The organism is Mesobacillus sp. (assembly GCF_057785455.1).
Map to the genome: position 1 here is coordinate 107250 of NZ_JBYNSB010000061.1, position 21577 is coordinate 128826.

A 21577-nucleotide genomic window follows, 5' to 3' on the forward strand; every position below is an offset into this window, starting at 1 on the left:
TGTGGCGGATGGAACACAAGAACCGTCCCTTCGTTCCAAAAAGGCACCTCCCTGGTTTTTGGAGGTGCCTTAACGTGTATAGACTGGTTTTTTAATGAGAACATTTATATCTAGCGAATTGTTCTGCCATATGTTTTACTTGAGCAAATTTGGAACGCGAGAACCGTCCCCATGTTCCACTCGGCAAGATTATGGAACGCGAGAACCGTCCCTGTGTTCCACTCGGCAAGATTATGGAACGCGAGAACCGTCCCCATGTTCCAGGTATTCGTCGATATTTTCTTTGGTGATTCTTTTGCCGAAATCTTTTGGGACGTCTGGCGGGTTGTTCATGCTCAGGCGGTGGGCGATGAGTGTTCCTACTTCTGGGTAGAAGTGGTGGCCGTCGAAGTAGTTTGATGTGTCTTTTGTGACGGTGTTGATGTCCATGAAGTTATAGACTTCACCGAAGACGCCTACGATTTCGCGGAGCCACTTTTCGTAGTGTGGATACGCTCCTGACTCTATCAGCGCCTGGAACAGCGGTTCAGAGATCGGCGTTGTGTAGACTATGAATCTGGTATCAGGGTTTTTATCTATTAAATTCTGCATGATGTTCTTATAGTTGGGATTGTATTGATAATCGCCGTAAAATGTTTCCTTGAACTTCTCGATTTTCTTTTGGAGCTCTTCCGCCGCTTCTTCCTCTGAGAGCCTGAATGTCTTGGCTACATTCTTTCGATCGTAAGTGCGGACGAACTTTGGCTCATTTTTAATAGAAGCCATAAAATTATAATAGGAGTATCTCGTTAAATCATAGGTTATGAGATTCTTCCATCTGAAAGACGGCTCGTCCAATTTGCCGGTATATGGAGCTATAGTCATAGGCGCTTTGCTTTCCGTAAGGCTTGATTTAAAGAAATCCAGGCCAAGGATGACCGTTTTTATTTCTGTATCGCTGTTCTCCTTCGCGAACTGGATATAGCTTTCATATTCCTGCACCGACATGTTGGCAACTGAATAGTTGTAGACATCCATGCCTTCAAATTCATATTGATTGATATAAGTGCTGCGGCTGCTGCCGATCAACAGCGTATCCGGGCTGAAGGGCTGGAACTTGATCCGGTTCGTTTTCTGCTGGCGTTCGTTGATCGTATCCTGGTAATCATTGAATTTATGCGCCCCGCCATACATCCACATCGGATCCATCCAATAATTGAATCCCCCGACCGCGGCAATCAGCGTGACCAGAGTTACCATCAGCTTTATCGCCCAAGCTTTATAAGTCATGTATTTTCACCTAAGTATGATTTCTTATTTCGAGTCTTGATAATTATACAATACTTCGCCTGGGGATGGAACGTGGGGACGGTTCCTGTGTTCCAGAATGGAACACGAGAACCGTCCCCATGTTCCAAAAAAGGACGGTCTTGCTTTGGGCAAGACCGTCCTTTTTTTAGCTTGCTGCTGCCACTTTGAATGGTGATTCGATCAGGTTTCCTTCGGAGTCATAGAATTTGATTGCAGATGTGTCTACGCCTGCTTTAACATCCCATGACTGAACGTTTTCTGCTCCATGGATTTCAGTGACATTTGCATTGTCGATGAATACTGCTTTTGTTTTTGCACCGCTCAGGTCGATGACAGTTCCAGCTGCTGCCGGGCTGATTACCACAAGTGTGTTTTCAAGTCCTGCACCATTTAAAGTTGCTGATTTTTTCAGCCAGATGCCTTCGCTGATAACTGAAGTGCTGTCAACGTTGACCAAGCTGTTTGTTGTGCCAACCACTAGTTTCTTCGTTTTGAAACCAGTAAGGTTATAGACCTTGCTATATACCTTTTCAACAGCTTTCAGGTCCGTCTGGATCATCAGTGGGTCATGGTCACTTGCACGGCCATGCTCTTCCATGAATCCAGAGTTGATGTGAACCATGTTAACTGTTGTTGCTGCTTCCATGTTCTTTGTCACAAGGATATGGTCAAGTACTTGAGCATTACCCTGGTAAGAGTAAGAATATCTTTGGTCAGCAGGTACCTTTTCAACCATGTTTGTTAATTCATTGCCTTTTAGAGTCTTTAAAGGATTAGAGAATTCAAAGTCATTGAAGTCACCTAATAGGATGATGTTCGCATTAGGATCCTTTGCTTTTACATCCTTCACAAATCCATTTACGATTTTCGCAATTTCCATACGCTGTACTTCACTCTTCAATACTGGTGGCTGATTCTTACCGAATAACGGCTGGTCTCCGCCTTTTGAGTTGAAGTGGTTCGCTACAACAATGACACTCTTGCCCTGGAATTTAAACTGAGCAGCAAGTGATTTACGGCTTGATTTGTAAGCTGTATTTGTAGGGTCAATACGGCCTGGGTTCAATGTCAGCTTGCCATTTTCAAAGCCTACAGACTGGTCTGCAGTTCCTTTAGGTGCTTCCATTAATTCCACACCACGGTCCACATTGTATAGGAATCCTACACGGATGTTACCGCCTGGCTGTCCGCCGTCCTGCTTGTCATTCGGAGCCATATCTACAAACTTATAAGTAGGACCGCCGAGAGATTTAATTGTCTCAATCAATAATGCTGCACTCTGTGAAGCATCAGTAGTACCACTGTCAGTCGGGCCATCATTGTCCTGCACTTCTGTCAGGCCAAGGATATCCGGTGACTTTAGGTTTGTAACGATTGCTTGTGCAAGTCTTTGAACCTTCGCTGGGTCTACCTTTGGCGAGAAGTTCTCAACATTGTAAGACGCAACTGTCAGTTTACCGTCAGCTGGTACGATTGAAGTGATTTCACGTGCATTTGTTCCCTCAACTAATGGAGGAAGTTCTGTTTTCTTCGTTAAAATTCTGTAGTTGCTATAGCCGTAGCTCATGACACCCTTGATGGAGCCATTGAAGCTGTCGCCCATTTTTGCAACGAATTTATCGTCGTTCATATCAATGGTAATTCTTTCAGGATTGAAGTCACCTTCAGTGATGCGCAAACCGCCTGCTGAAGTGTTTGCTTCCATTGAACCTGGGATTACGACTACTTCCCCGTAATTTTGTGGAGCAACGATTTTCGCATCATCCACTTGTACGTACATGCCTTCAAGGCTTTCGTAGAAGTCGATAGCATCTTCAGCTGGATTGAAATCTTTCAATTGATCATTATCGATTACATCTGTTGGAGCTGTACGATCCTTACCGATTACTACTGGAGCAGGAAGGGCTTCAGTACGGTCTTTTACAGCTGTAGTAGCATTGATTTCAGTTGATGGAAGGTCTACCTCAAAACGGTCATCGTAGCCTTCGATATAGTATTCTTTTACCTGGCCTGTTACTTTGACAACATCTCCAGCTGTAAATCCGTGGGCGCTCTTATAAACCAGAATACCTTCAGCTGTCTTGTCGTTTCCGTCACCATTTAAATCTTGCATGTAGAAGTTATTTTTGTCGACAACATACGTTACAATACCTTCTACATTGTTCACAGTCAGACCTTCATATTTAGAGAAGTGTCCAGCACCCTGGATATCGTGGATGCGGATTTCATCTTTTTGAATGATGTAGTCGTAAGTGTAAACCTTGCTGCTTGTAAGGCCTTCTTTTACAGCAAAAGCCTTGATGGTCATATCTGCATTTACAGTGATTGGCGTGCTGTACACTGGGCTGCTGGCTGTTGGTTCGCTGCCATCAGTCGTATAGTGGATAGTTGCGCCTTCTGTGTCTGTAGATAGAGTTACCTCTTGGCCTGTCTGGACAAAGCCTGCACCAGGAGTTGCCTCAACTGGACGAACGAAGCTAGGGTCAAGGACGATATCTGATTCTGTTCTAGGAATCAGCTGGTATACATCACGGTAAGCGCCTAGAACGCCTGTGATTGAATCGTAGTTAGTGCCTACTTCTAACCATTCCTGAGTTCCTGGACGAACCTGATAAGAGCCGCTTGCATCAACAGCGGTATAGTTTCCGCCAGAGAAGCTCTCAACCTTTGATTTGCCTACCTTTACAAGCATTGCTTCATACTGCTCAGAAAGTTCAGTTGCGGTTACTTCTTTTGCAGCCGGAACTTCTGTTTTGCCAAGAACTTTAACGTCTGCAGAAGAAACTTCCAATTCTAAAAGTGAATTGTAGTCAGCTACTTTACCAACTGCTTCTACTTCATCACCAGGCTGTACACTTACCGTTCCGTAAAGAACTATACCTGCATTTTCATCCTGAATGTAGATGTTTTTGCCTAGAACTGCAGTTACAACACCTGATGTAAGTGCGTAATCGCCAGGATTTAATGTTCTTACTTCAGAAATTGTTTTATGCTGTAAAACAGTATAAGCGAAAGTTGCAACATCGCTGTTTTCAAGATTATCTGCTACAGCAAATGCCTTGATTGTTGTATCCTCATTGATCGTGATTGGTGCTGAATATACCTCAGAAGACGTTGTAGGTTCAGAGCCGTCTACTGTGTAGTAGATTTTCGCGCCATCTGTTGTCGTTGATAATTCTACAGCTGTACCTGCTTTTACGGATGTTGTTTTTACAGAAGCAGTTACTGCTGAAACTTTTGTTGGGGCCTCAGATGAGCCATCCATTGTGTGTGTGCCAAGATTATCAAAATAATCAATTGGATTGCTGTCCCACTCTACTGCTGGATCAAAAACATCTGTATGGTTTGCGTCACCGGAAATAACAGAGCTTTTACGGATTAGGGTTTGATCGGCTGTTTTAACAGTGGTTCCCCAGTTTGTTCCTGGATCAAAGCCTACCTGTCCGAAAGAATCAATAATAGTTCCATTATGTTTTAAAACTAGTGCATCGTCACCGTTGAAGTTAGCGATGCTAGCTGTCAAATTAGACTTTGATTTTAAAGCTTCACTAGCACTTGCATTAGCAATTACAAATGTTTTGCCATTTTCAAGTGTTGCATCTGTTAAGGTACTGAAGTTTAGTGAACTATTGATTGTAGTTTGACCATTAACATAGAGCTCAACCACATAATCTTTCAAATTCACCGCTTGTCCAGTTCCGTTATAAAGCTCAATCGCTTTATTATTACTTGACCCTTCCACATACTCAGAAATGAAAAGATCAGAAGCAACAGTAGCCGCTTTTACTTCCTGAGAAATAAAAGGCAGGAACAGGTTAACGACTAGTGCCAGCGTCAACACGATATTTAATGACTTCCTTTTCGATCGGTTCATCATTAATGAATTCTCCTTTTAAGAGGTTTTTGTTTAAGGTTGAATATCGATTCCTGTCTTTTTCGACAGGTCGAAAGTCTGACATTAAAAAAGATGATAGAGATAGCCTCCAGCGTGTTGCTTGCCAGAGGCTATTTTTAATTAGTCTTCTAGGATTGTGTTGCCTTCAACTGTTACAGTTGTTAGGTCGACAGAGCCACCTTTAAGGTATAGGTCGCCTTTTACAGTTGCATACTCAAGTTTTGTTGCACCAGTAACATCTACTAGTACATCTCCTTCATATACTTTTGGAGTTGCTGCAGTACCGCTGAAATCAGCTGCGTCAACGACTACTGGAGGAGCAGGCATTGTTGCAACATCGATGATACGGCCTTCTACAGCTGGGCTGATTGTATCGTTCGGCTGTGCATCAAGGTATTCTTTAAATACTTCCCAGTCAACAAAGCCAGGCTCACTTACACGGCCTTCTGCATATGCCTTCGCAAACATTGAGAAGTTATCTCCACCTTTAGCTGTGAAGATGTTTGTTGCTACGAAATATTTCTTGTCAGCCTCTAGAGCTGTGTAATTTCCATCAGTGCCTTTTACTTCAACAGATACAACACGGTCACCAGCTGCTTTTCTGCTGTCATAAGTGTATTTCATTCCAGCAACTTGCAGGAATGCGCCGTTTGCCGCTGGCGCAATTGATACAGCATGTTCTAGAGCAGCTTCAAGTTCTGCACCTGTGATTTCCATGATGGCCAATGCATTTGCGAATGGCATTACTGTCTGTACTTGTCCTAAAGTGATATTTCCAGCAGGTACTGAAGTACGTACGCCACCGCCATTTTGCAATGCGATTACTGTATCAGGGGTGATCGTTTTCGCTTTTGCCAGCATACCATCAGCAATAGCATTTCCAAGGTTTGTTTCTGCCGTTCTAGCAGCTGGGTTTCCACCAACTAGATCAACAGTAGTTTTACCAACTACCAGGTTTTTCGTTTCTTCAACTTTAGCCTTATAAGGAGCTAGAAGAGTTTTTGCTTCAGCATCTTCAGCCATTGTAGCAACATCAATAAGTTTTCCTAAGTGTCCTACAACCTTGCCATCCTTATCGAACTCTACATCTAATGTTCCCAGGAATTTGTTGTATTCATTTGCTTGAACGATAACAGTTGCCTCAGCGCCAGTGTTGTCAATAACAGGAGCAGTCAATTTATCATGAGAGTGGCCACCGACGATTACGTCAATCCCATCTACTTCTTTTGCTAAAGTAACGTCGTTATCTCCGCCGCCGTCCATGTAACCAAGGTGGGATAGTGCAACGATTTTATTAACGCCTGCCGCTTTGAAAGCCTCAACAGCATTTTTTGCTGCTGCAATATAATCTTCGAATTTAACGCCTTCTCCTGGGCTTGAGATATACAGAGTTTCAGCAGTAGTCAAACCAAAGATCCCGACTTTTTCGCCATTCACAACTTTTACGATACCGTTATAGATTTCTCCATTCGTACCAGCAGTTGTAGAAACAACGTCTTTGAAATCGTCATTTAAGTTTGCGTCAGCTGAGAAATCTACGTTAGCGCTTACAAATGGGAATTTTGCTTTTTCAACAAAAGCATCAAGCGTTGCTGTACCTTTATCGAACTCGTGGTTACCGAAAGTCATGGCATCGTATTTCATTAAGTTCATGAATTCTAAATCTGCCAGACCATTGAACTCATTGAAGTAAAGTGTTCCTGAGAATACATCCCCTGCACTCAGTAATAAGGCATTCGGGTTTGTAGCTCTCACTTGTTTAACAGCTGTTACAGTTTTTGCAATGTTATCCAAGTTCGCGTGTGTATCATTTGTATGCATTAATGATAATTTAAAGTTTTGGTTAGGTTCGCCATTTCCAGGAGGTGTTACTGGCGGAGTAACCGGAGGTGGTGTCACAACTGGCGGTGCGCCTGCTGCTTTTGACGATTTATGTAAGAAGATAGCAAAATCGCCGCGTTTAACGTTAAGGTTTACTCCAAACTGTTCAGACGACATGCCTTTAGCAACATTATTAGCTACTAGAGCTTGTACTGCTGCTTCATAATTTTTTGTTACATCTTTAAAGGAAAGATCAGCTCCGCCTGTTAGCCCGAAGCCTTTTTGTAGCCAGATAGCTAGTTCGCCGCGAGTAATTGAGCTGTTTGAATCAAAAGTCGTTTTTGTTTTACCAGAAGTAATTCCTGCAGCTTTAAGAGCATTAACTGCTTTTACTCCGCGAGCAGGTACATCTGTAAAGCCAGAAGCAGGTGCGCTTTCGATATCCAATCCTAAAACCATAGCAGTAAGGATCGCTGCATCGACACGCTTGATTTCTTGATTTACACCAAAGTAAGAATCACTGATTCCCTTTGCACCTTTTGATAAAAGAAAATCAACAGAATCAGAATATCTTTCTGTAACATCTGTAAAACCTGCAGCAGAAATAGCCGGAGCAACAACTGCCGTAACCATTGTCGCTGTAGCAGCGGTTGCAATAAACTTACGGTAAGACTTATGCTTTGACACCATTAACCAATCCTCCCTTAATTTTGGTGGAGAACTTAAAAACCTTTAAACTGAGATTTTTAAATTCGTTCAAAATTACCAAATCAATAAATTGTTAGAATCATAGTAATTTTGACCCAACTCTTATTATATCAAAAACTGCAAAACTTTCACTATAGTTCTTCAATTTTTTACGTAATAGACAATTAATTTTACATTGTTACGACAAAACCTTTTATATATTTACATAGTAGTATAATTTAACCATTTATAAGCATTTAATGATGAAAAGTTATTAAGCTAGTAATTATCTTCAATACAAAATACATAAAAAAAGAGGATCAGCCATCGGCCAATCCTCTTTTTCTAATTAGATTATTGAGTTACAGCTACAGTACCAGTAGTTGCAAGCGCGTTACCTTTTGCATCTGTAACGTTGTTTCCAGAAAGTACTTCTAGAACAACTGGCTTGCTTAGGTCAGCAACAGCAGTTGTGAACTTAACAGTTGCTGTGTTGTTACCAGCATTGTAAGTTACAGCAGTTACTGCATTGTCAGTGCCATCAACTTTTACTTTGAAGTCAGCTGTACCATCTTCAAGGTTTGCTTCAGTCATTGCTTCTGAGAAAGATACTGTTACTGTGTCAGCAGCAGTTAATCTAGCAGAAGTGATTGTTGGTTTTACGTTTTCAACGAATGACTTCTGAACGCTGAATGCATCCATAGTGTTGCCATTTACGTCTTGTACGTTGCCAACCCAAACTGTACGAGTTCCGTCAACTGTGATAGAACCATCTCTAACTGTTAGTTCTACAGTCTTCTGGTCGCCTTTGAAGATTGCAGATGTGAAGATGCTTTCGCCTTCAACTTTGTAGTTAGCAAGGTTTAGAGCAGTAGCTGCAGAAACATTTTCACTGAATTTCACAGTTACTTTTCCTGGTGCTACATCAACTGAAGATACGCCTGGCTTATCAGCATCAGAAGCGCTTCCTAATGTGAAAGTAACAGCTTTAGCTGCTGAATCGTTACCAGCAAGATCTTCAACGAAAGCAGATGGAAGAGTTACAGAGTAAGAACCAGCGCTGTTTCCAGTCAATTCAACTTTTACAGCTTCGTTCTTGCCATCGTTGTTTACATCGTGAGCAGTTACTGTTCCAAGATCAGATACAGTGTGAGTTACTTGGTTTCCATCAACGTAAGTACCGCTAACAGTTTTACCTGCAACGTGAGATACTTCTTCATTGAAAGTAACAACAAGGTATTGCTTGCCGCTGATTGTCTTAACTTCGTGGCTAGCATATGCTGGTGCAGTAGTGTCAGCTTTGAATTCTACTAATTTAGAGAATGCAGCACCTTCGTTACCGCTGATATCTTTGTAACCAGCAGCAACAGCAACAGTCTTAACACCAGTTACAGCTGTAGTTAAAGCAACGTTGTACTTAGACTTATCAGTTGAATCTTGTGTAATTACTCCGCCGAATGCAGATACATCAGATCCATTGATAGTGATTGTAGGGTTAGCAGCTAGTGCTTCAGTGAATTTAACAGAGAAACGCTTAGTATCTTGTACATCAACGCTGCTGACTTCTGGCTTAACAGTGTCAGATTTTGTTTTTGTAACGTTAACCACAACAGGGTTTGGAGATACTAGGTTATCAGAGTAATCAGTAGCACCTACGATTGTAACAGCGATGTTCTTGTCTTTTGCAACATCAGCATGTGAAAGATCAACAGTGATGAACTTGTCGCCAGCGTTGAAGCTGTAAGTTGCATTAGAATCACCGATTACAACATTACCTGCTGATTTCATTGGCTCGTTGAACCAGATCTTTGCAGTGTAGTAGTTGTCATAAGTTACTGAAGAAACAGCTGGACGAGCAGTATCTTCGTAAGAATATACAGCAGAGTACTTTAATGTTTTAACTTTAGCGTCTTTAACAGTCTTAAGTGGTTCAACAACTAAGACAGCATCTTTAATTTCAGTAGTAGCAAATGTTAAAGTAACAGTCTTGCCATCAGCAGAAAGTTTCGCTTCAGTTGGGTTAGTGCCATTGATTGAGTAGTTAGCTTCAGTTTCAGCTTCTGTCTTGTCAACAGCCTGTGTGAATACTACTTGAACTTCTTTAGCGTTAAGAGGAGTTACGCTCTTAACTTCTGCAGTCTTAACAACTTCAGCAGCGCGCTTCAAGAAGATTGCAAGGTCGCCACGAGTGATGTTAAGTGCAGTTCCGAAAGTTGAAGGAGTTTTACCAGTAGTGATGTCATACTCGTAAAGTCCGTTGATATATGGTGCATATGCTCCCATGTCAGAGAATGGAGCAGAAGTTGTAGAAGTTAGGTCATATGCTCTTGAAAGCATGATTGCCATTTCGCCACGAGTTACGTATGCAGATGGCTCGTAAGAAGTTTCTGACTTACCAGAAACGATTCCTTTAGCTTTAAGTACAGATACAGCCCCGTCATAGCGAGTGCCTTTAGTGTCTGCGAAACCAGAAGCTGGTGCAGAAGCAGTGTCTAGCTTAAGAGCTTTTGCAAGCCAGATTGCTAGATCTCCACGCTTGATGTTTTCGTGAGTTCCGAATGTAGTAGCTGTAGCACCTTGAGTGATGTTGTTAGCTACAAGGTAGTCTACTGCTTCTTTGTACTTTGGAGCAACATCCGTGAAGTTAGATGCAGCGCCTGCAACTGGAGCGATTGCAGATGCAACTAGAGTTGCAGTAGCAGCAGTCGCCACAAATTTGCGGTAAGATTTTGGTTGGTATGCCATTTTGTGTTTCCTCCCTGTTTTGTAAATAAATTGTTCATGGTGCCTCCGGACTGGTAAGATCCGGATTTAAAACGTGTTGTAATAGTTTTATAGTCTATTTCCTCTGTCCTTCTATGTTCTTAGAGCCGTTTTTCACTTTATATGTATTACGGAAAATCCGAAACTCTATGATGCTGAAAAAGGGCAGAAAAAAATAGTTTTACTATACATGTACACTATTCTACCAAACTTGGTTGATATTTCAACCTTTTTTTACAAATTTCTCCCTATAAAACAATTTACTGCTAGATAAATAGTAGAATACCCCTGTTTTTGAGCTATTTACCAGCCACAACACAAGTTAAATTATACTACTATTATTTGAATATTGGAAGTTTTACCATGGAAGAATATTGCTAAATATACATAGTAATTGTTTCCAATAATTCTAGACGGATTGGGCAGGATAAAAGTTTCACATGTTTTGATAATTTTTTTCCAAACAAAAAACATGCAGGGTTACCTACATGTTTTTGGCCCACAAAGATATAACTATGACGCAAACTTTGTGTGTATGCTAAATTTTTTTGTAAGTTTCTTCAGTGCTTTTTGCCAGCTGATCGACCGAATAGAGTCTGGAGGCTTTTTGGTAAAGGTTCTTACCGAGCTCCTGCAGATTTGGATGATTGATTGCTTCTGTTATTGCTGTTGCGATGGCTTCCGCATCTTTAATTGGGACAACCCAGCCGAGAGAAGGATCTGAAATGAGGTCCTTCACACCGCCAACATCTGTGGAAATGACCGGAGTATGCGCACGGGCAGCCTCCAGGATTACTAATGGAAAGCTTTCACTATAGGAAGCGAGCAATTTTACATCAGAAATGCACAGATAGGAATGGACATCCTGCTGGAAGCCCAGGAAATGGACGTGCTGTGATAATCCTTTGGATTGCACCCCTTCCTCTAGCTCTTCCCTTTCCGGACCATCGCCGATTAAAAGCAATTTAACTTTAGGATTTGTTGTTATGACTTTTTTTAGCGCGTCGAAGACAACGGTGTGGCCTTTGATTGGATGCAGCCTTGCAACCATGGAAATGACGAAATCATCCTCATTAAGCTGCAGGTCTTTCCGTGAAAGCTTGCACTCCAGCTGTTCGTAGAATGAAATCCCGTTATATACGGTGGTGATTTTTTCAGCCTTAAGCCCAAATCCTACAAGCATCTGCTTGAACCGTTCAGAGACAGCAAAAAAATGATTAATCTTTTTAATGACCGTCATATTGATCGTCGTAAAGATTTTGCCCTTGATCCCGCCTTTGATGAAATCCTGGGACGGATCACTGTGGATGGTGCTGATCCATTTGAACGGGGTTGTCTGACGGACGATGTATGTAAACAGATTGGCTCGCGGTCCGTGAGTGTGGACAATGGAAATATTATTTTCTTTAATGGTCTGCTTTATTTTACTGATGACGGAAAAATCGTAGCGGGAGGATTGACCGAACATTATGACCGGTATCCCCAAATGTCTTGCTTCTTCAGAAAGCTTGCCTTCCTGGAAAACTCCCAGCAGGACTTCTGTTTCTTTCATATGTGTTAATAAAGAAAGCAGGTGGTTTTTTGAACCACCTGTTTCTCCGCCGCTAATTAGATGAAGGACTTTCATTTTTTCCCCACCCTTTATTATTGATGCCGTGCGCGATGACTGCGAGCATCATAAAGAAATAAGTTGTGAATGTTTTGTCTTCCCAGATGTTGTAGAGGACGCCGACCACATAGATGCCGATCAGGACAGCGAGCAATGGAACAGCCAGCCTGGTGTCTTTTCTTTTTTTCCAGAGGAAGAAAAGCATTCCTAACAGGAAGATGGCGAACAGGATGACGCCGACCGCACCTGTTTGGGCGATGATCTGGATGTACTGGTTATCTGAATAGATATTAAAGTTAATATCATATTCCTCATAAATTGGTGAGCCATTGCCCTTTGCGGCTGAATCGCCGAAGGTCGCGAAGCCTGTGCCGATAACCGGATGATCCCTGAAAATTTCCAATCCTTTGTTGACGATGAACAGGCGGCCAGTTGTTTTGCTTAGCTCAACCGTCGACATTTCGAATGTTGTTTCTAGACGTTTCTGTTCATCTGATGGCTGATTATCACCTTCTGTGCTGTCTGTTGTAACATTACGCGGGATGTCTTCTCCAACCCCAGCGTTTTTGAAATAATTTGTTGCCTGTGTCACTGGAATGTTAATCAAGATAATGGAAAGTACGGCGGCCACAAAAATATTGCCGGTACGTCTCCAGTTTCTTGAAACAGCAAGGTAAACGGCTAGCGCGATGATGAAGCCGATCCATGTTCCGCGGGAGTATGTCAGCGTAATGATCCCCAGCATCAAGATCATGCCGATGTTAAGGACAAGCTTCGTTTTAGCAGCGGTAATGAACTGTTTTAAATAAATCGTCAGCATGAGTGCTAATGAAAGATAGACCGCAAGCACGTTTGGATTGTCAATCAGCCCATAGATGCGGACACGGTTATTTGGCGACAATGAGCGCTGGACCCATTTTTCCGGCATCAGATATGAGCGCAGTGACATTTTTTCCACAAGGCCATGCAGGCTCAATACGATTGCCATAATGAAGGTTGTCCAAAGGAACTTCAGGATATCTTCCTTTGTGATATCCAGGCGTTTTACAACGTAGTAAACGATATACGTGATCACGAATGCGCGGATTTGGAAAACGATGACGCTAGGCGCGACGCCTGTAATGTAAGCAGAGATCGCTCCGACTGCAAGGAAGCCGAAAAATGCCCATTCGAAAATCTGGAACTTGAACAGGCTTTTGAAGTTGCCGCTGCGGATTGTATCGAATGCAATACGTGCGAATGCAGCAAGGATGATCAGATCGCCTGCCATTTTGAGTGATGGATTAATTTGTATTAAAAACGGCCGGGTTGGGAAATAGAGCAATAGCATTAATAGGCCATTTTTCGGAGATGCAAAAGCGTATAAAGCTAATAAGGCGGATGCCCCGAGACCGGTGATGGTGCTGGGGAACAATAATGCGACCGCGAGAACCGGCAGGGCGATGAAAATAAACGGGAAATCTCTCCAGGTTAACGAGTTCATTCGACAATTCCTTTCTTCACATGCTTAATCGACAAAGATGGTATAAGTGCAGAATTTACAAAATATTAGACGGATGTAAATGCCTGTTGGTGACAAGAATTTACAATTTTTTCTTTATCTCTGTTAAAGTAGTCTGATGATTTCCGTTCCAGGCGCTTCGCTTTCCTCGGGGCGTGCGGTGAGCCTCCTCGTCGCTTCGCTCCTGCGGGGAAAAATGATCCCTTCTTTTCGGAACATTTCTTCCGGGGTCTCACCTGCCCGCTAAATCCCGAAGGGGTCTGCGCGCCTTCCACTACAATCATCAAAGTTTAAAATTCAACAATTAGGCAATAAAAGAGCCTCTTCTTAATGGCATTTTAAAAGGCTTGAATTGTTAGTTCAAGCCTTATTTTGGTTCTTTTTCTACTATATTATTTAGAGCCAAGGATTCTTAATAAGAATTTTGGCAATGCGAGCTGGCGTTTGAAGCGCTTTGGCTCTTTTGACAGGCGGTAAAGCCATTCGATTCCGAGCTTGCGGAAGAATAGTGGTGCGCGCTGGACTTTTCCTGAGAAGACGTCGAAACTGCCGCCGACCCCTTGGAATACCTTGACGTTCAGTTTGCCCATGTTTTCTCGGATCCACAGCTCCTGCTTTGGGCTGCCCATTGCGACGAACAGCAATTCGGCGCCTGAGGCATTGATTTTATTGATGATTTTATCGTTGTCCTTTTCATACCCGTTTTCGTAGCCGGAAATGTTTAGACCAGGATATTTTTCTTCGAGCTTTTGCTTCGCCATGGTGACGACTTCCTCTTTTGCACCATAAAGGAAGACTTTGTGGTTTTCCTCAGCAGCAAAGCGGATGAGCCTGTCCATCATATCGACGCCAGTTACCCGTGAGGCGATTTTGCCACCCTTCATTTTCGAAGCGAGCAAAATCCCTACTCCGTCTGGGATTTGATAGGTCGATGAGTTGATGAGCTGGCGCAGCTCTTCATTTTTTTCAGCGGCCATGACCTTTTCAGGGTTAACCGCAATAATTGTGGATTGCAGGCCTGCATTCATTCGTGCGCGCAGGTCTGCAATGATTCCTTCATAATCCAAAGGCGATACGTCGACGCCTAAATAATTTTCTTTTTCCATAGCAAGTATCAAACCCTCTTAGAGCTGAATTGGTTTCAGTCCTGACAGATCGCCGATTTTGTAGACTGTGACAAAATCGCTATCAAGATTTGTGCAGTTTTTTGTATCAAAAACGACTGGTGACTTCATTTGGTTCGCGACCAGCTGGCTGTCCAGTGTTTTGAACTCATTGTGGTCAGCGAGAACGACAACAACGTGAGCGTCAGCCAGTGCATCTTCTAATGAAAGAAGCGGGAACTGGACCTGATCCTGCTGTACGTGCGGATCATGCGCCACTGTTTCGAAACGCGGGTTCTTCGCCAGCATTTCGTAGATTTCGATTGCCGGGCTTTCACGCACGTCATCGATGTTTCCTTTATATGTTAAGCCGAATACTGCTACTTTTGGCTTTTCAATCTGAACAGTTAATTCTTCAACCTTTTCAACGACGAATTCAGGCATTGAATTGTTGATGTCACGTGACAGCTTGATCAGGACCGATTCATTGCGTGCTTTTTCAACAATGAAGTAAGGGTCAACTGCCAGGCAGTGTCCGCCTACGCCTGGTCCAGGCTGGTGGATGTTGACACGCGGGTGCTTGTTGGCAAGCTCGATTACGCTGTGAGCATTAACGCCAAGCTTTGCACTGATTTTAGCCAATTCGTTCGCAAGGGCAATGTTCACATCACGGAATGTGTTTTCCATAAGTTTAGACATTTCAGCTGTAACAGCTTCCGTTTCAATGACATCGCCAGTCACGACTGCGCGATATACGTCTGCCGCTTTTTTCGCAGCAACAGGAGTTGTTCCGCCGACGATACGAGTGTTTTCGATCAGCTCGATCAGGATGCGGCCTGGAAGCACGCGCTCTGGGCAGTGTGCAAGATATACGTCATTCTGGACGTCAAAGCCTGCTTCAGACAGGATTGGCGCTACCACGTCATCCATTGTGCGCGGCGGGATTGTTGATTCTACGATGACTACATCGCCTTTTTTTACAAAAGGAACGATTGATTTCGTTGCGCTGATGACGTAGTCAACGTTTGCTGTATAGTCATGGTGGATCGGTGTCGGAACTGCGATGATGAATACATCTGCTTCTTCCGGTGTTAATGAAGCGCGGAGCTTTCCTTTTTCGACAACTTCTTTGACGAGCTCAGGAAGGCCGACTTCTTCTATTGTGATTTTACCTTCATTTAAAGAATTGACAACGCGCTCGCTGACATCGACGCCGACGATATCGTAGCCGGCTCTCGCAAAGATCGCAGCGGTTGGCAGTCCGATATAACCTAATCCAATGACACAAATCTTTTTCATTAATAAGGACCTCTCTTTTTAAGGCAGTTATGAATGCTTTTTATATGTGATTATCTGATCAATCTAGTTTCAATTTCTAACATAGTATATCAAATCTTGTCAAACCTTGCACCCTTGAACATTGAATGCTTTCCGTTATAATGTTAGAATATTGTTTAGCTTTGCGGTGCTTGGATTTTGTTTGGGCACCTTCTTTTTTTGCACAGCGTTTTTTCTTATTGAGATTATGTTTTACCAACGCACTACTTTCTATATTAAGGAGGAGCAACTTCTTTGAAAATTGTCATCTCAGGATTTTATGGCCTCGGGAATACTGGTGACGAAGCCATATTGGAATCTATTGTCGATAACTTGCGCGAGCATTTAGACCAGCCAGAAATTACCGTTTTCTCTTTATCACCGGAGCAAACGGCAAAGGAACATAATGTAAAAACAGTCTACCGCGGCTGGCGCCATGATTTTAAAGGAAAGGTCAAGGCTTTGAAGGAAGCGGACCTGCTGATCTCTGGCGGCGGCGGATTGCTGCAGGATACATATCCGACCCGCTTTATTTTCGGGCCCCTGCCGTACTATTTGTTGATTGTCTTTTTAGCGAAGCTTGTCGGAACGAAGGTCATGTTCTTTTCACAGGGGATCGGGCCGGTCAACTCCACATGGGGCAAGATACTAATGAAAGTTTTTGCCAATATGGCGGACTTTGTTACTGTCCGTGACCAGTTCTCGAAGGACTTGCTGCATAAGCTTGGTGTTACGCGTCCGGAAACGGTTGTGACATCTGATATCGTGTTTGCTTTCCACCCGAAAAAGGATACAGCTGCGATGGACAGCCTTCAGCTTGAGCGCAAGGACAATCTTGTCGCCGTTTCTGTCCGTCCTTGGTTTGAAAAAGTAAAGCAGTTTGAGCAGATCGCTGAGATCCTTGATCATTGGATCGAAGCGCGCGGGATCACGCCGGTGTTCGTGCCGATGGAAGGCCATCACGACGACAAGGCGAGCAAGGATGTCATGCAGCATATGAAGCACGCTGACAAATGCATTATCCTTGGAACGAACTTCACGCCGAACCAATACCTGAACTTTATCGGCGAATGCCAGATCACGATCGGCATGAGATTGCACGCATTAATTTTCTCCACGCTGACAGGCGTGCCGCATATTGGGTTAAGCTATGACAAAAAGGTCGAAAGCCTGCTGAAGCGCAGCGGCATGTGGCCGTACTCAGCCGTCCTTGAAGAAATGAACATTGAAGAGCTTACTCGGAATGGTTTGGAATTATTGGACAACCGTGAAAAGTACAGCCAGGTTGTAAAGGCAAACGCAGAAGAAATGCGCGTTGAAGCAGTACGTAATGTTGATTTGATGAAAGAAAAATTTGTTAAGTAAAGTGATGTGCGCAGAGGGACGGTTCTGCTGATTGATTTGCCATTGAGTGAGCAGGGGGAAGGTTCTATTGATTGATTTCCCCTCACAAAACAAGCACAAGAACCTTCCCTGTGCAATTTAAACTAACCCAGGAGGTGCAATTATGAAGATTCTTATTGCTACCGCTTATGATTATCCGCATGCTGGCGGTCTTTCGACTCATGTTGCGACATTGAAGGCTGGACTTGAGGAGCGTGGACATGAGGTTGATGTCCTTTCGTTCACTGATGTGGCGCCTGTTGTCCGCAAGGTGTACGCGCAGGGTCCTAGCTTTGTGATCAATAAAGTGAAAAAGGGCCGCGGCATCCTTTGGAGCCACTATGCCCGTAAGAGACTGCTGAAGGCTCTTATTTTAAAGAACAAACATAAAAATTATGATGTCATTAACGCTCAGGATCCTTTCACTACTCTTGCCGCGCTTGAAACTGGGATTCCTGTTGTTTCGACGGTTCATGGATACATGGCGTTCGAATCTGTCAGCAAAGGCTCGATTGATGAAGGCAGTGCTGAAGCTCAGGAAATGCAGGAGATTGAAATCCAGGCATACCAGAAAACGCGCAAAGTCGTCACTGTTGACCAGCGCTTGAAGGAGTATGTGAAGGAAGTGTCCGGTGTCGACGGAATCGCGATCCGCAACTTCATCGACATCCACAGCTTCAAGCCTGACAAGGACAAGAAAAATGCGCTACGTGATAAGTATGGCGTTTCTCGTGATGAAAATGTATTGTTCGTGCCGCGCCGTTTGACGAAGAAGAACGGTGTCATTTATCCGGCGCTTGCGATGCCTGCTGTGCTGAAGGAATTTCCAAACACAAGGTTAATCTATGCAGGAAGCGGCGAAGCGTTGTCTGAAATCAAGAAGATTGTTGCCGAAAATGGGCTTGAGAGCAAGGTTGATTTGCTTGGGGCTGTCGCTCATGACAAGGTTAAGGATTATTATGCGCTGGCTGATGTCGCGCTTGTGCCGAGTGTCCACTCTGCGGGTGTTGAAGAAGCGACTTCGATTTCTGCGCTTGAAGCGATGGGTTCCGGGTCTCCGCTAGTTGCATGTGCTGTCGGCGGCTTGAAGGAAATCATCGTGGATAAGGAAGATGGCTTGCTTGTTGAAGAGAAAAATGTTCAGGAGCTGGCTGAAGCGATTATCTTCTATTTAAAGAATCCTGAAAAAGGCGAAGAGTTTGCGGCAAAGGCACGCAAGAAGATTGAGGAAGAGTACTCCCACCTTGCAGCTGCTGCGAAGTATGAAGAGATTTATTTAAGCGCTTTGGGGCGTAAGTAGGATTTTTGGATAGTGGTCTCAGTGGGTTGGGTTCGCAGATCGATTTGCTTCAAGGTCAGTTGACCGCGGTGCAAATCGATTTGCTGTAGTCTCTCCAGTTTGGGACTGCTATGATAGAGATGGAATTTAGTAAGGCGGGGCATTTGTTTCGCCTTACTTTTGTTTAGGCTGTTTTTCGTGTGAAAATTCTTTTATAGAAAGTGACTGAAACGAATATGGCAGGATTGAAAAAAACGGCCATCTGGATTACCCTCCTGGCCCTGGTCCTTAAGCTGTCCGGCTTCCTGCGGGAAAGTATCATCGCCCGCGAGTTCGGTGCGAACCATTATACTGACGGATATTTACTGGCGTTCTCTTTTATCACGCTTGTCGTTGCGATGATTTCCGGCGGCTTCAATAATGTGTTCCTTCCGATGTATGTGCAAAAGAGGAAGGAAAGCCCGGAGGAAACGGAACGCAATGCGAATGGGATCTTAAACGGAACAGTGTTAGTGTTCCTCGGAGTTACTCTCGTCGGCTACTTCCTTGTGCCTTATTTTGTCCCTTTCATTTACGGGCATATGACGGAGACCACTTCAAAGGTCGCTGTCGAGATTACGCAGTTCTTTTTCCTGTTCATGAGCTTGATTGCTGTGAATGGAATTTTGGAGTCGTATTTGCAGGGACGGCGCGTGTTTGTTCCGTCGCAGATTTCCAAGCTGCTTGCGACCTTGATGGGGGCGGTTTTTGCTCTGCTGTTCTCTGATCAGTGGGGAATTTACAGTCTTGCTTACGGCTTTATTTTCGGAACGTTTTTAGGGACGGTCATTCAGTTCTTTTACCTGTTTAAAAATGGGTACAAATGGCAGCCGACTGTCAAGGTTGAAAAGGCGTTCTTTTCGGCGTTCATCGTTTTGCTGGCACCGGCTTTGCTGAACTCGGTAGTCGGGCAGATCAATATGTTCGTGAACAAGTCGTTTGCTTCCGGGACAGAGGTCAGCGGTGCGGTTACGTATTTGAACAACGCTTCCCTTTTGGTGAGCATACCGCAGGCTATTTACGCGACAACGGTTGCGGCGATTATTTTTACCTTATTGTCTGAACAGGTTGATAATCCGAAGAAGTTCCAGGGCACTGTATTCATGGGAATGCAGATTACCTTGGTGACACTGCTGCCGATCGCAGTGGGATTGCTGCTCGTCGGTAAAGAGGCGATCTCGTTTGTGTTCGAGCGGGGGCGGTTTACGGCAGAGGATACGCAGAATACCTATGTTGCACTTGTTTATTATATTCCTTTGATTGTCACGCAGGGCTTGCAGTACATCGTGTCCAAGTCGATGTACGCACGCGGGAAAACCGCAATCGTGCTGCGGATCAGCGTTACGACGATTGTCCTGAACCTTGTGTTCAACTGGCTGCTGGTAGGGCCATTTGGTTACCCGGGTCTGGCGCTGACAAGCTCGCTCGTTTCAATTTACTATTTAGGCGTTTCGACGTTTGTCGTTTATAAGGATTTTGACGCTGCGGAGAGAGTTCGTTTGGCGAAGCTGTTCGGGCGGGTTATTCTGCCGACTTTGTTGATGGCAGTTCCTGTGTATCTGGTGAAGCAGTTCACACCGATTTCCGAGCTGTACTCATTGATCCAGCTCGCAATTCTCGTGCCGTTGGGCGTAGTATTGTACGTAGCCGGAGTGTATTTCTTCTATCGAGAAGGATTCAGGCAGCTGATCGGGATCTTGAGGAAGAAGAAAGCAGCATAAAAGTGAAGGTTGCTTTAGAACTTTAAAGCGGTGGGGGTCTGACCCCCACTGCTTTAGTGCGTTAAAGTGGCGTTTTTAAGAACCGTTCCCCCCTTCGTAATTTCTTCTTTACGCTTTTCATACTCGTTTGCAGAAATCTTGCCTTCTTTCCTCAAATGATCGAGGTGCTGGATTTCCAGCTCCATGTACCCGTTTATCCCAGTGAGGACTTCTTCTTTGGTGACAAGGAAGTACTGTTCGGGGTTCTTTCCATATTTAAGAGTTCCGTTTTGGTCATATGCTTCTACTCGTACTTTTACACTGCCTTTACCTTAGCCTTCTGCTTTTACCTTGAACGGAATGGAATAGGTCGCTCCCTCTTGAATCCCTCTCCATTCTCCCAGCAGACTTCTGCCGGATTCTGCACTTTTTATGACGCCTGATTCCTCGAGGACTGCTTTTGCGAGGTATTCACGGTTTAAAAATTTAACCTCCAGCGAAAGTTCATAAACATCTTTTTGCAGATGATTGACCTTTAGCTTGGCTTCAATTGGCGGGGTCATTTTTTGCGGATGATCTGGTAACTGCTCCTTCTCATTACACCCAGCCAGGACAATCATGCAAATTAGTAGATATACCTTTTTCAAAAGCCGCTTGCCTCCCAGGAAAACGTAGCTCTTCTTCTTACGTATTCATCATTATCGTTTTTTAAAACATCCAGCAATATGTGCCGTTCTTCAGTGTAAGCTGCCGTTTGACCCAGCCCGTGAGCAATCTGCCATCTGGCATCAGGGTCATGGAAGGTCGCAGCATGCCCCGATAAAACAATCAGGTGTTCTGGAAATTGAATCAGCGTATCAAGGATATTTTCACATTCATTATCCCTGGCGAGTATGTATAAGAATTCTTCCTTCAGCTCGTCATCCCACTGTTCCGCTGGCTCACCTGCTATCAATGCTTCGACAGCATGATATATCTCCATCCAATCGTCGTACTCAGTCTCCCATTCGCCAAATGTCTTGCTCTTCGGGCCTGCCCAGCGTCTGAACTTTGCTGCTTCTCGTAAAAATCCATCTCTCAAATGGGATTCCTCCTTTAAAAAAAGATGCTGGCACGAATTTTGGCCAGCATCTTTCTTTGGACTCTATTTTGGAACACGAGAACCGTCCCTGTGTTCCAGGTTGGAACAT

14 protein-coding genes are annotated in these 21577 nt (G+C 43.9%); 3 read left to right on the forward strand and 11 right to left on the reverse strand.

Going from position 1 to position 21577, the window contains the following annotated elements; genetic code table 11:
- Positions 1–231 precede the first annotated feature (231 nt).
- From AC3EBE_RS22795 to AC3EBE_RS22830, 8 genes are all read right to left on the reverse strand, one after another.
- The gene (locus AC3EBE_RS22795) at positions 232–1269 is read right to left on the reverse strand and encodes a hypothetical protein (RefSeq protein WP_488597321.1); all 1038 of its coding nucleotides are present in this window, start codon (positions 1267–1269) and stop codon (positions 232–234) included.
- Between the two features lie 166 nt (positions 1270–1435).
- Positions 1436–5167: a chitobiase/beta-hexosaminidase C-terminal domain-containing protein gene (locus AC3EBE_RS22800; RefSeq protein WP_488597322.1), complete on the reverse strand. Its 3732-nt coding sequence runs from the start codon at positions 5165–5167 to the stop codon at positions 1436–1438.
- Between the two features lie 138 nt (positions 5168–5305).
- Positions 5306–7696, reverse strand: coding sequence for a 5'-nucleotidase C-terminal domain-containing protein (locus tag AC3EBE_RS22805; protein WP_488597323.1), 2391 nt, complete (start codon positions 7694–7696; stop codon positions 5306–5308).
- A gap of 351 nt (positions 7697–8047) precedes the next feature.
- Positions 8048–10438, reverse strand: a complete 2391-nt coding sequence (locus tag AC3EBE_RS22810) for an S-layer homology domain-containing protein (protein ID WP_488597324.1) — start codon at positions 10436–10438, stop codon at positions 8048–8050.
- A 556-nt stretch (positions 10439–10994) separates the two neighbouring features.
- Positions 10995–12083 (reverse strand): glycosyltransferase family 4 protein, encoded by a 1089-nt coding sequence (locus tag AC3EBE_RS22815; protein ID WP_488597325.1) that lies wholly within the window; start codon positions 12081–12083, stop codon positions 10995–10997.
- Complete coding sequence (locus AC3EBE_RS22820) at positions 12061–13548, reverse strand: O-antigen ligase family protein (RefSeq protein WP_488597326.1); 1488 nt, start codon at positions 13546–13548, stop codon at positions 12061–12063. The genes AC3EBE_RS22815 and AC3EBE_RS22820 overlap by 23 nt, the downstream gene beginning before the upstream one ends.
- A gap of 410 nt (positions 13549–13958) precedes the next feature.
- Positions 13959–14672: a WecB/TagA/CpsF family glycosyltransferase gene (locus AC3EBE_RS22825; RefSeq protein WP_488597327.1), complete on the reverse strand. Its 714-nt coding sequence runs from the start codon at positions 14670–14672 to the stop codon at positions 13959–13961.
- An 18-nt stretch (positions 14673–14690) separates the two neighbouring features.
- Positions 14691–15968: a nucleotide sugar dehydrogenase gene (locus tag AC3EBE_RS22830; protein WP_488597328.1), complete on the reverse strand. Its 1278-nt coding sequence runs from the start codon at positions 15966–15968 to the stop codon at positions 14691–14693.
- 273 nt (positions 15969–16241) lie between these two features.
- Here AC3EBE_RS22830 and csaB point away from each other — a divergent pair, with 273 nt between their 5' ends.
- From csaB to murJ, 3 genes are all read left to right on the forward strand, one after another.
- Positions 16242–17351, forward strand: coding sequence for a polysaccharide pyruvyl transferase CsaB (csaB, locus tag AC3EBE_RS22835; protein ID WP_488597329.1), 1110 nt, complete (start codon positions 16242–16244; stop codon positions 17349–17351).
- Positions 17352–17493: 142 nt separating this feature from the next.
- Complete coding sequence (locus AC3EBE_RS22840; RefSeq protein ID WP_488597330.1) at positions 17494–18669, forward strand: glycosyltransferase family 4 protein; 1176 nt, start codon at positions 17494–17496, stop codon at positions 18667–18669.
- 215 nt (positions 18670–18884) lie between these two features.
- A complete protein-coding gene (murJ, locus tag AC3EBE_RS22845) occupies positions 18885–20408 on the forward strand; it encodes a murein biosynthesis integral membrane protein MurJ (RefSeq protein ID WP_488597331.1) in 1524 nt (507 codons plus the stop codon).
- Positions 20409–20461: 53 nt separating this feature from the next.
- Here murJ and AC3EBE_RS22850 read toward each other — a convergent pair whose 3' ends face one another.
- The 3 genes from AC3EBE_RS22850 to AC3EBE_RS22860 all read right to left on the reverse strand — a co-directional run bounded on the left by AC3EBE_RS22850 (position 20462) and on the right by AC3EBE_RS22860 (position 21468).
- Positions 20462–20593, reverse strand: coding sequence for a hypothetical protein (locus AC3EBE_RS22850; protein WP_488597332.1), 132 nt, complete (start codon positions 20591–20593; stop codon positions 20462–20464).
- A gap of 126 nt (positions 20594–20719) precedes the next feature.
- Positions 20720–21034 (reverse strand): hypothetical protein, encoded by a 315-nt coding sequence (locus AC3EBE_RS22855; protein WP_488597333.1) that lies wholly within the window; start codon positions 21032–21034, stop codon positions 20720–20722.
- Positions 21031–21468, reverse strand: coding sequence for a HEAT repeat domain-containing protein (locus AC3EBE_RS22860; RefSeq protein WP_488597334.1), 438 nt, complete (start codon positions 21466–21468; stop codon positions 21031–21033). Before AC3EBE_RS22860 ends, AC3EBE_RS22855 begins: the two co-directional genes overlap by 4 nt.
- Between the last annotated feature and the right edge of the window lie 109 nt (positions 21469–21577).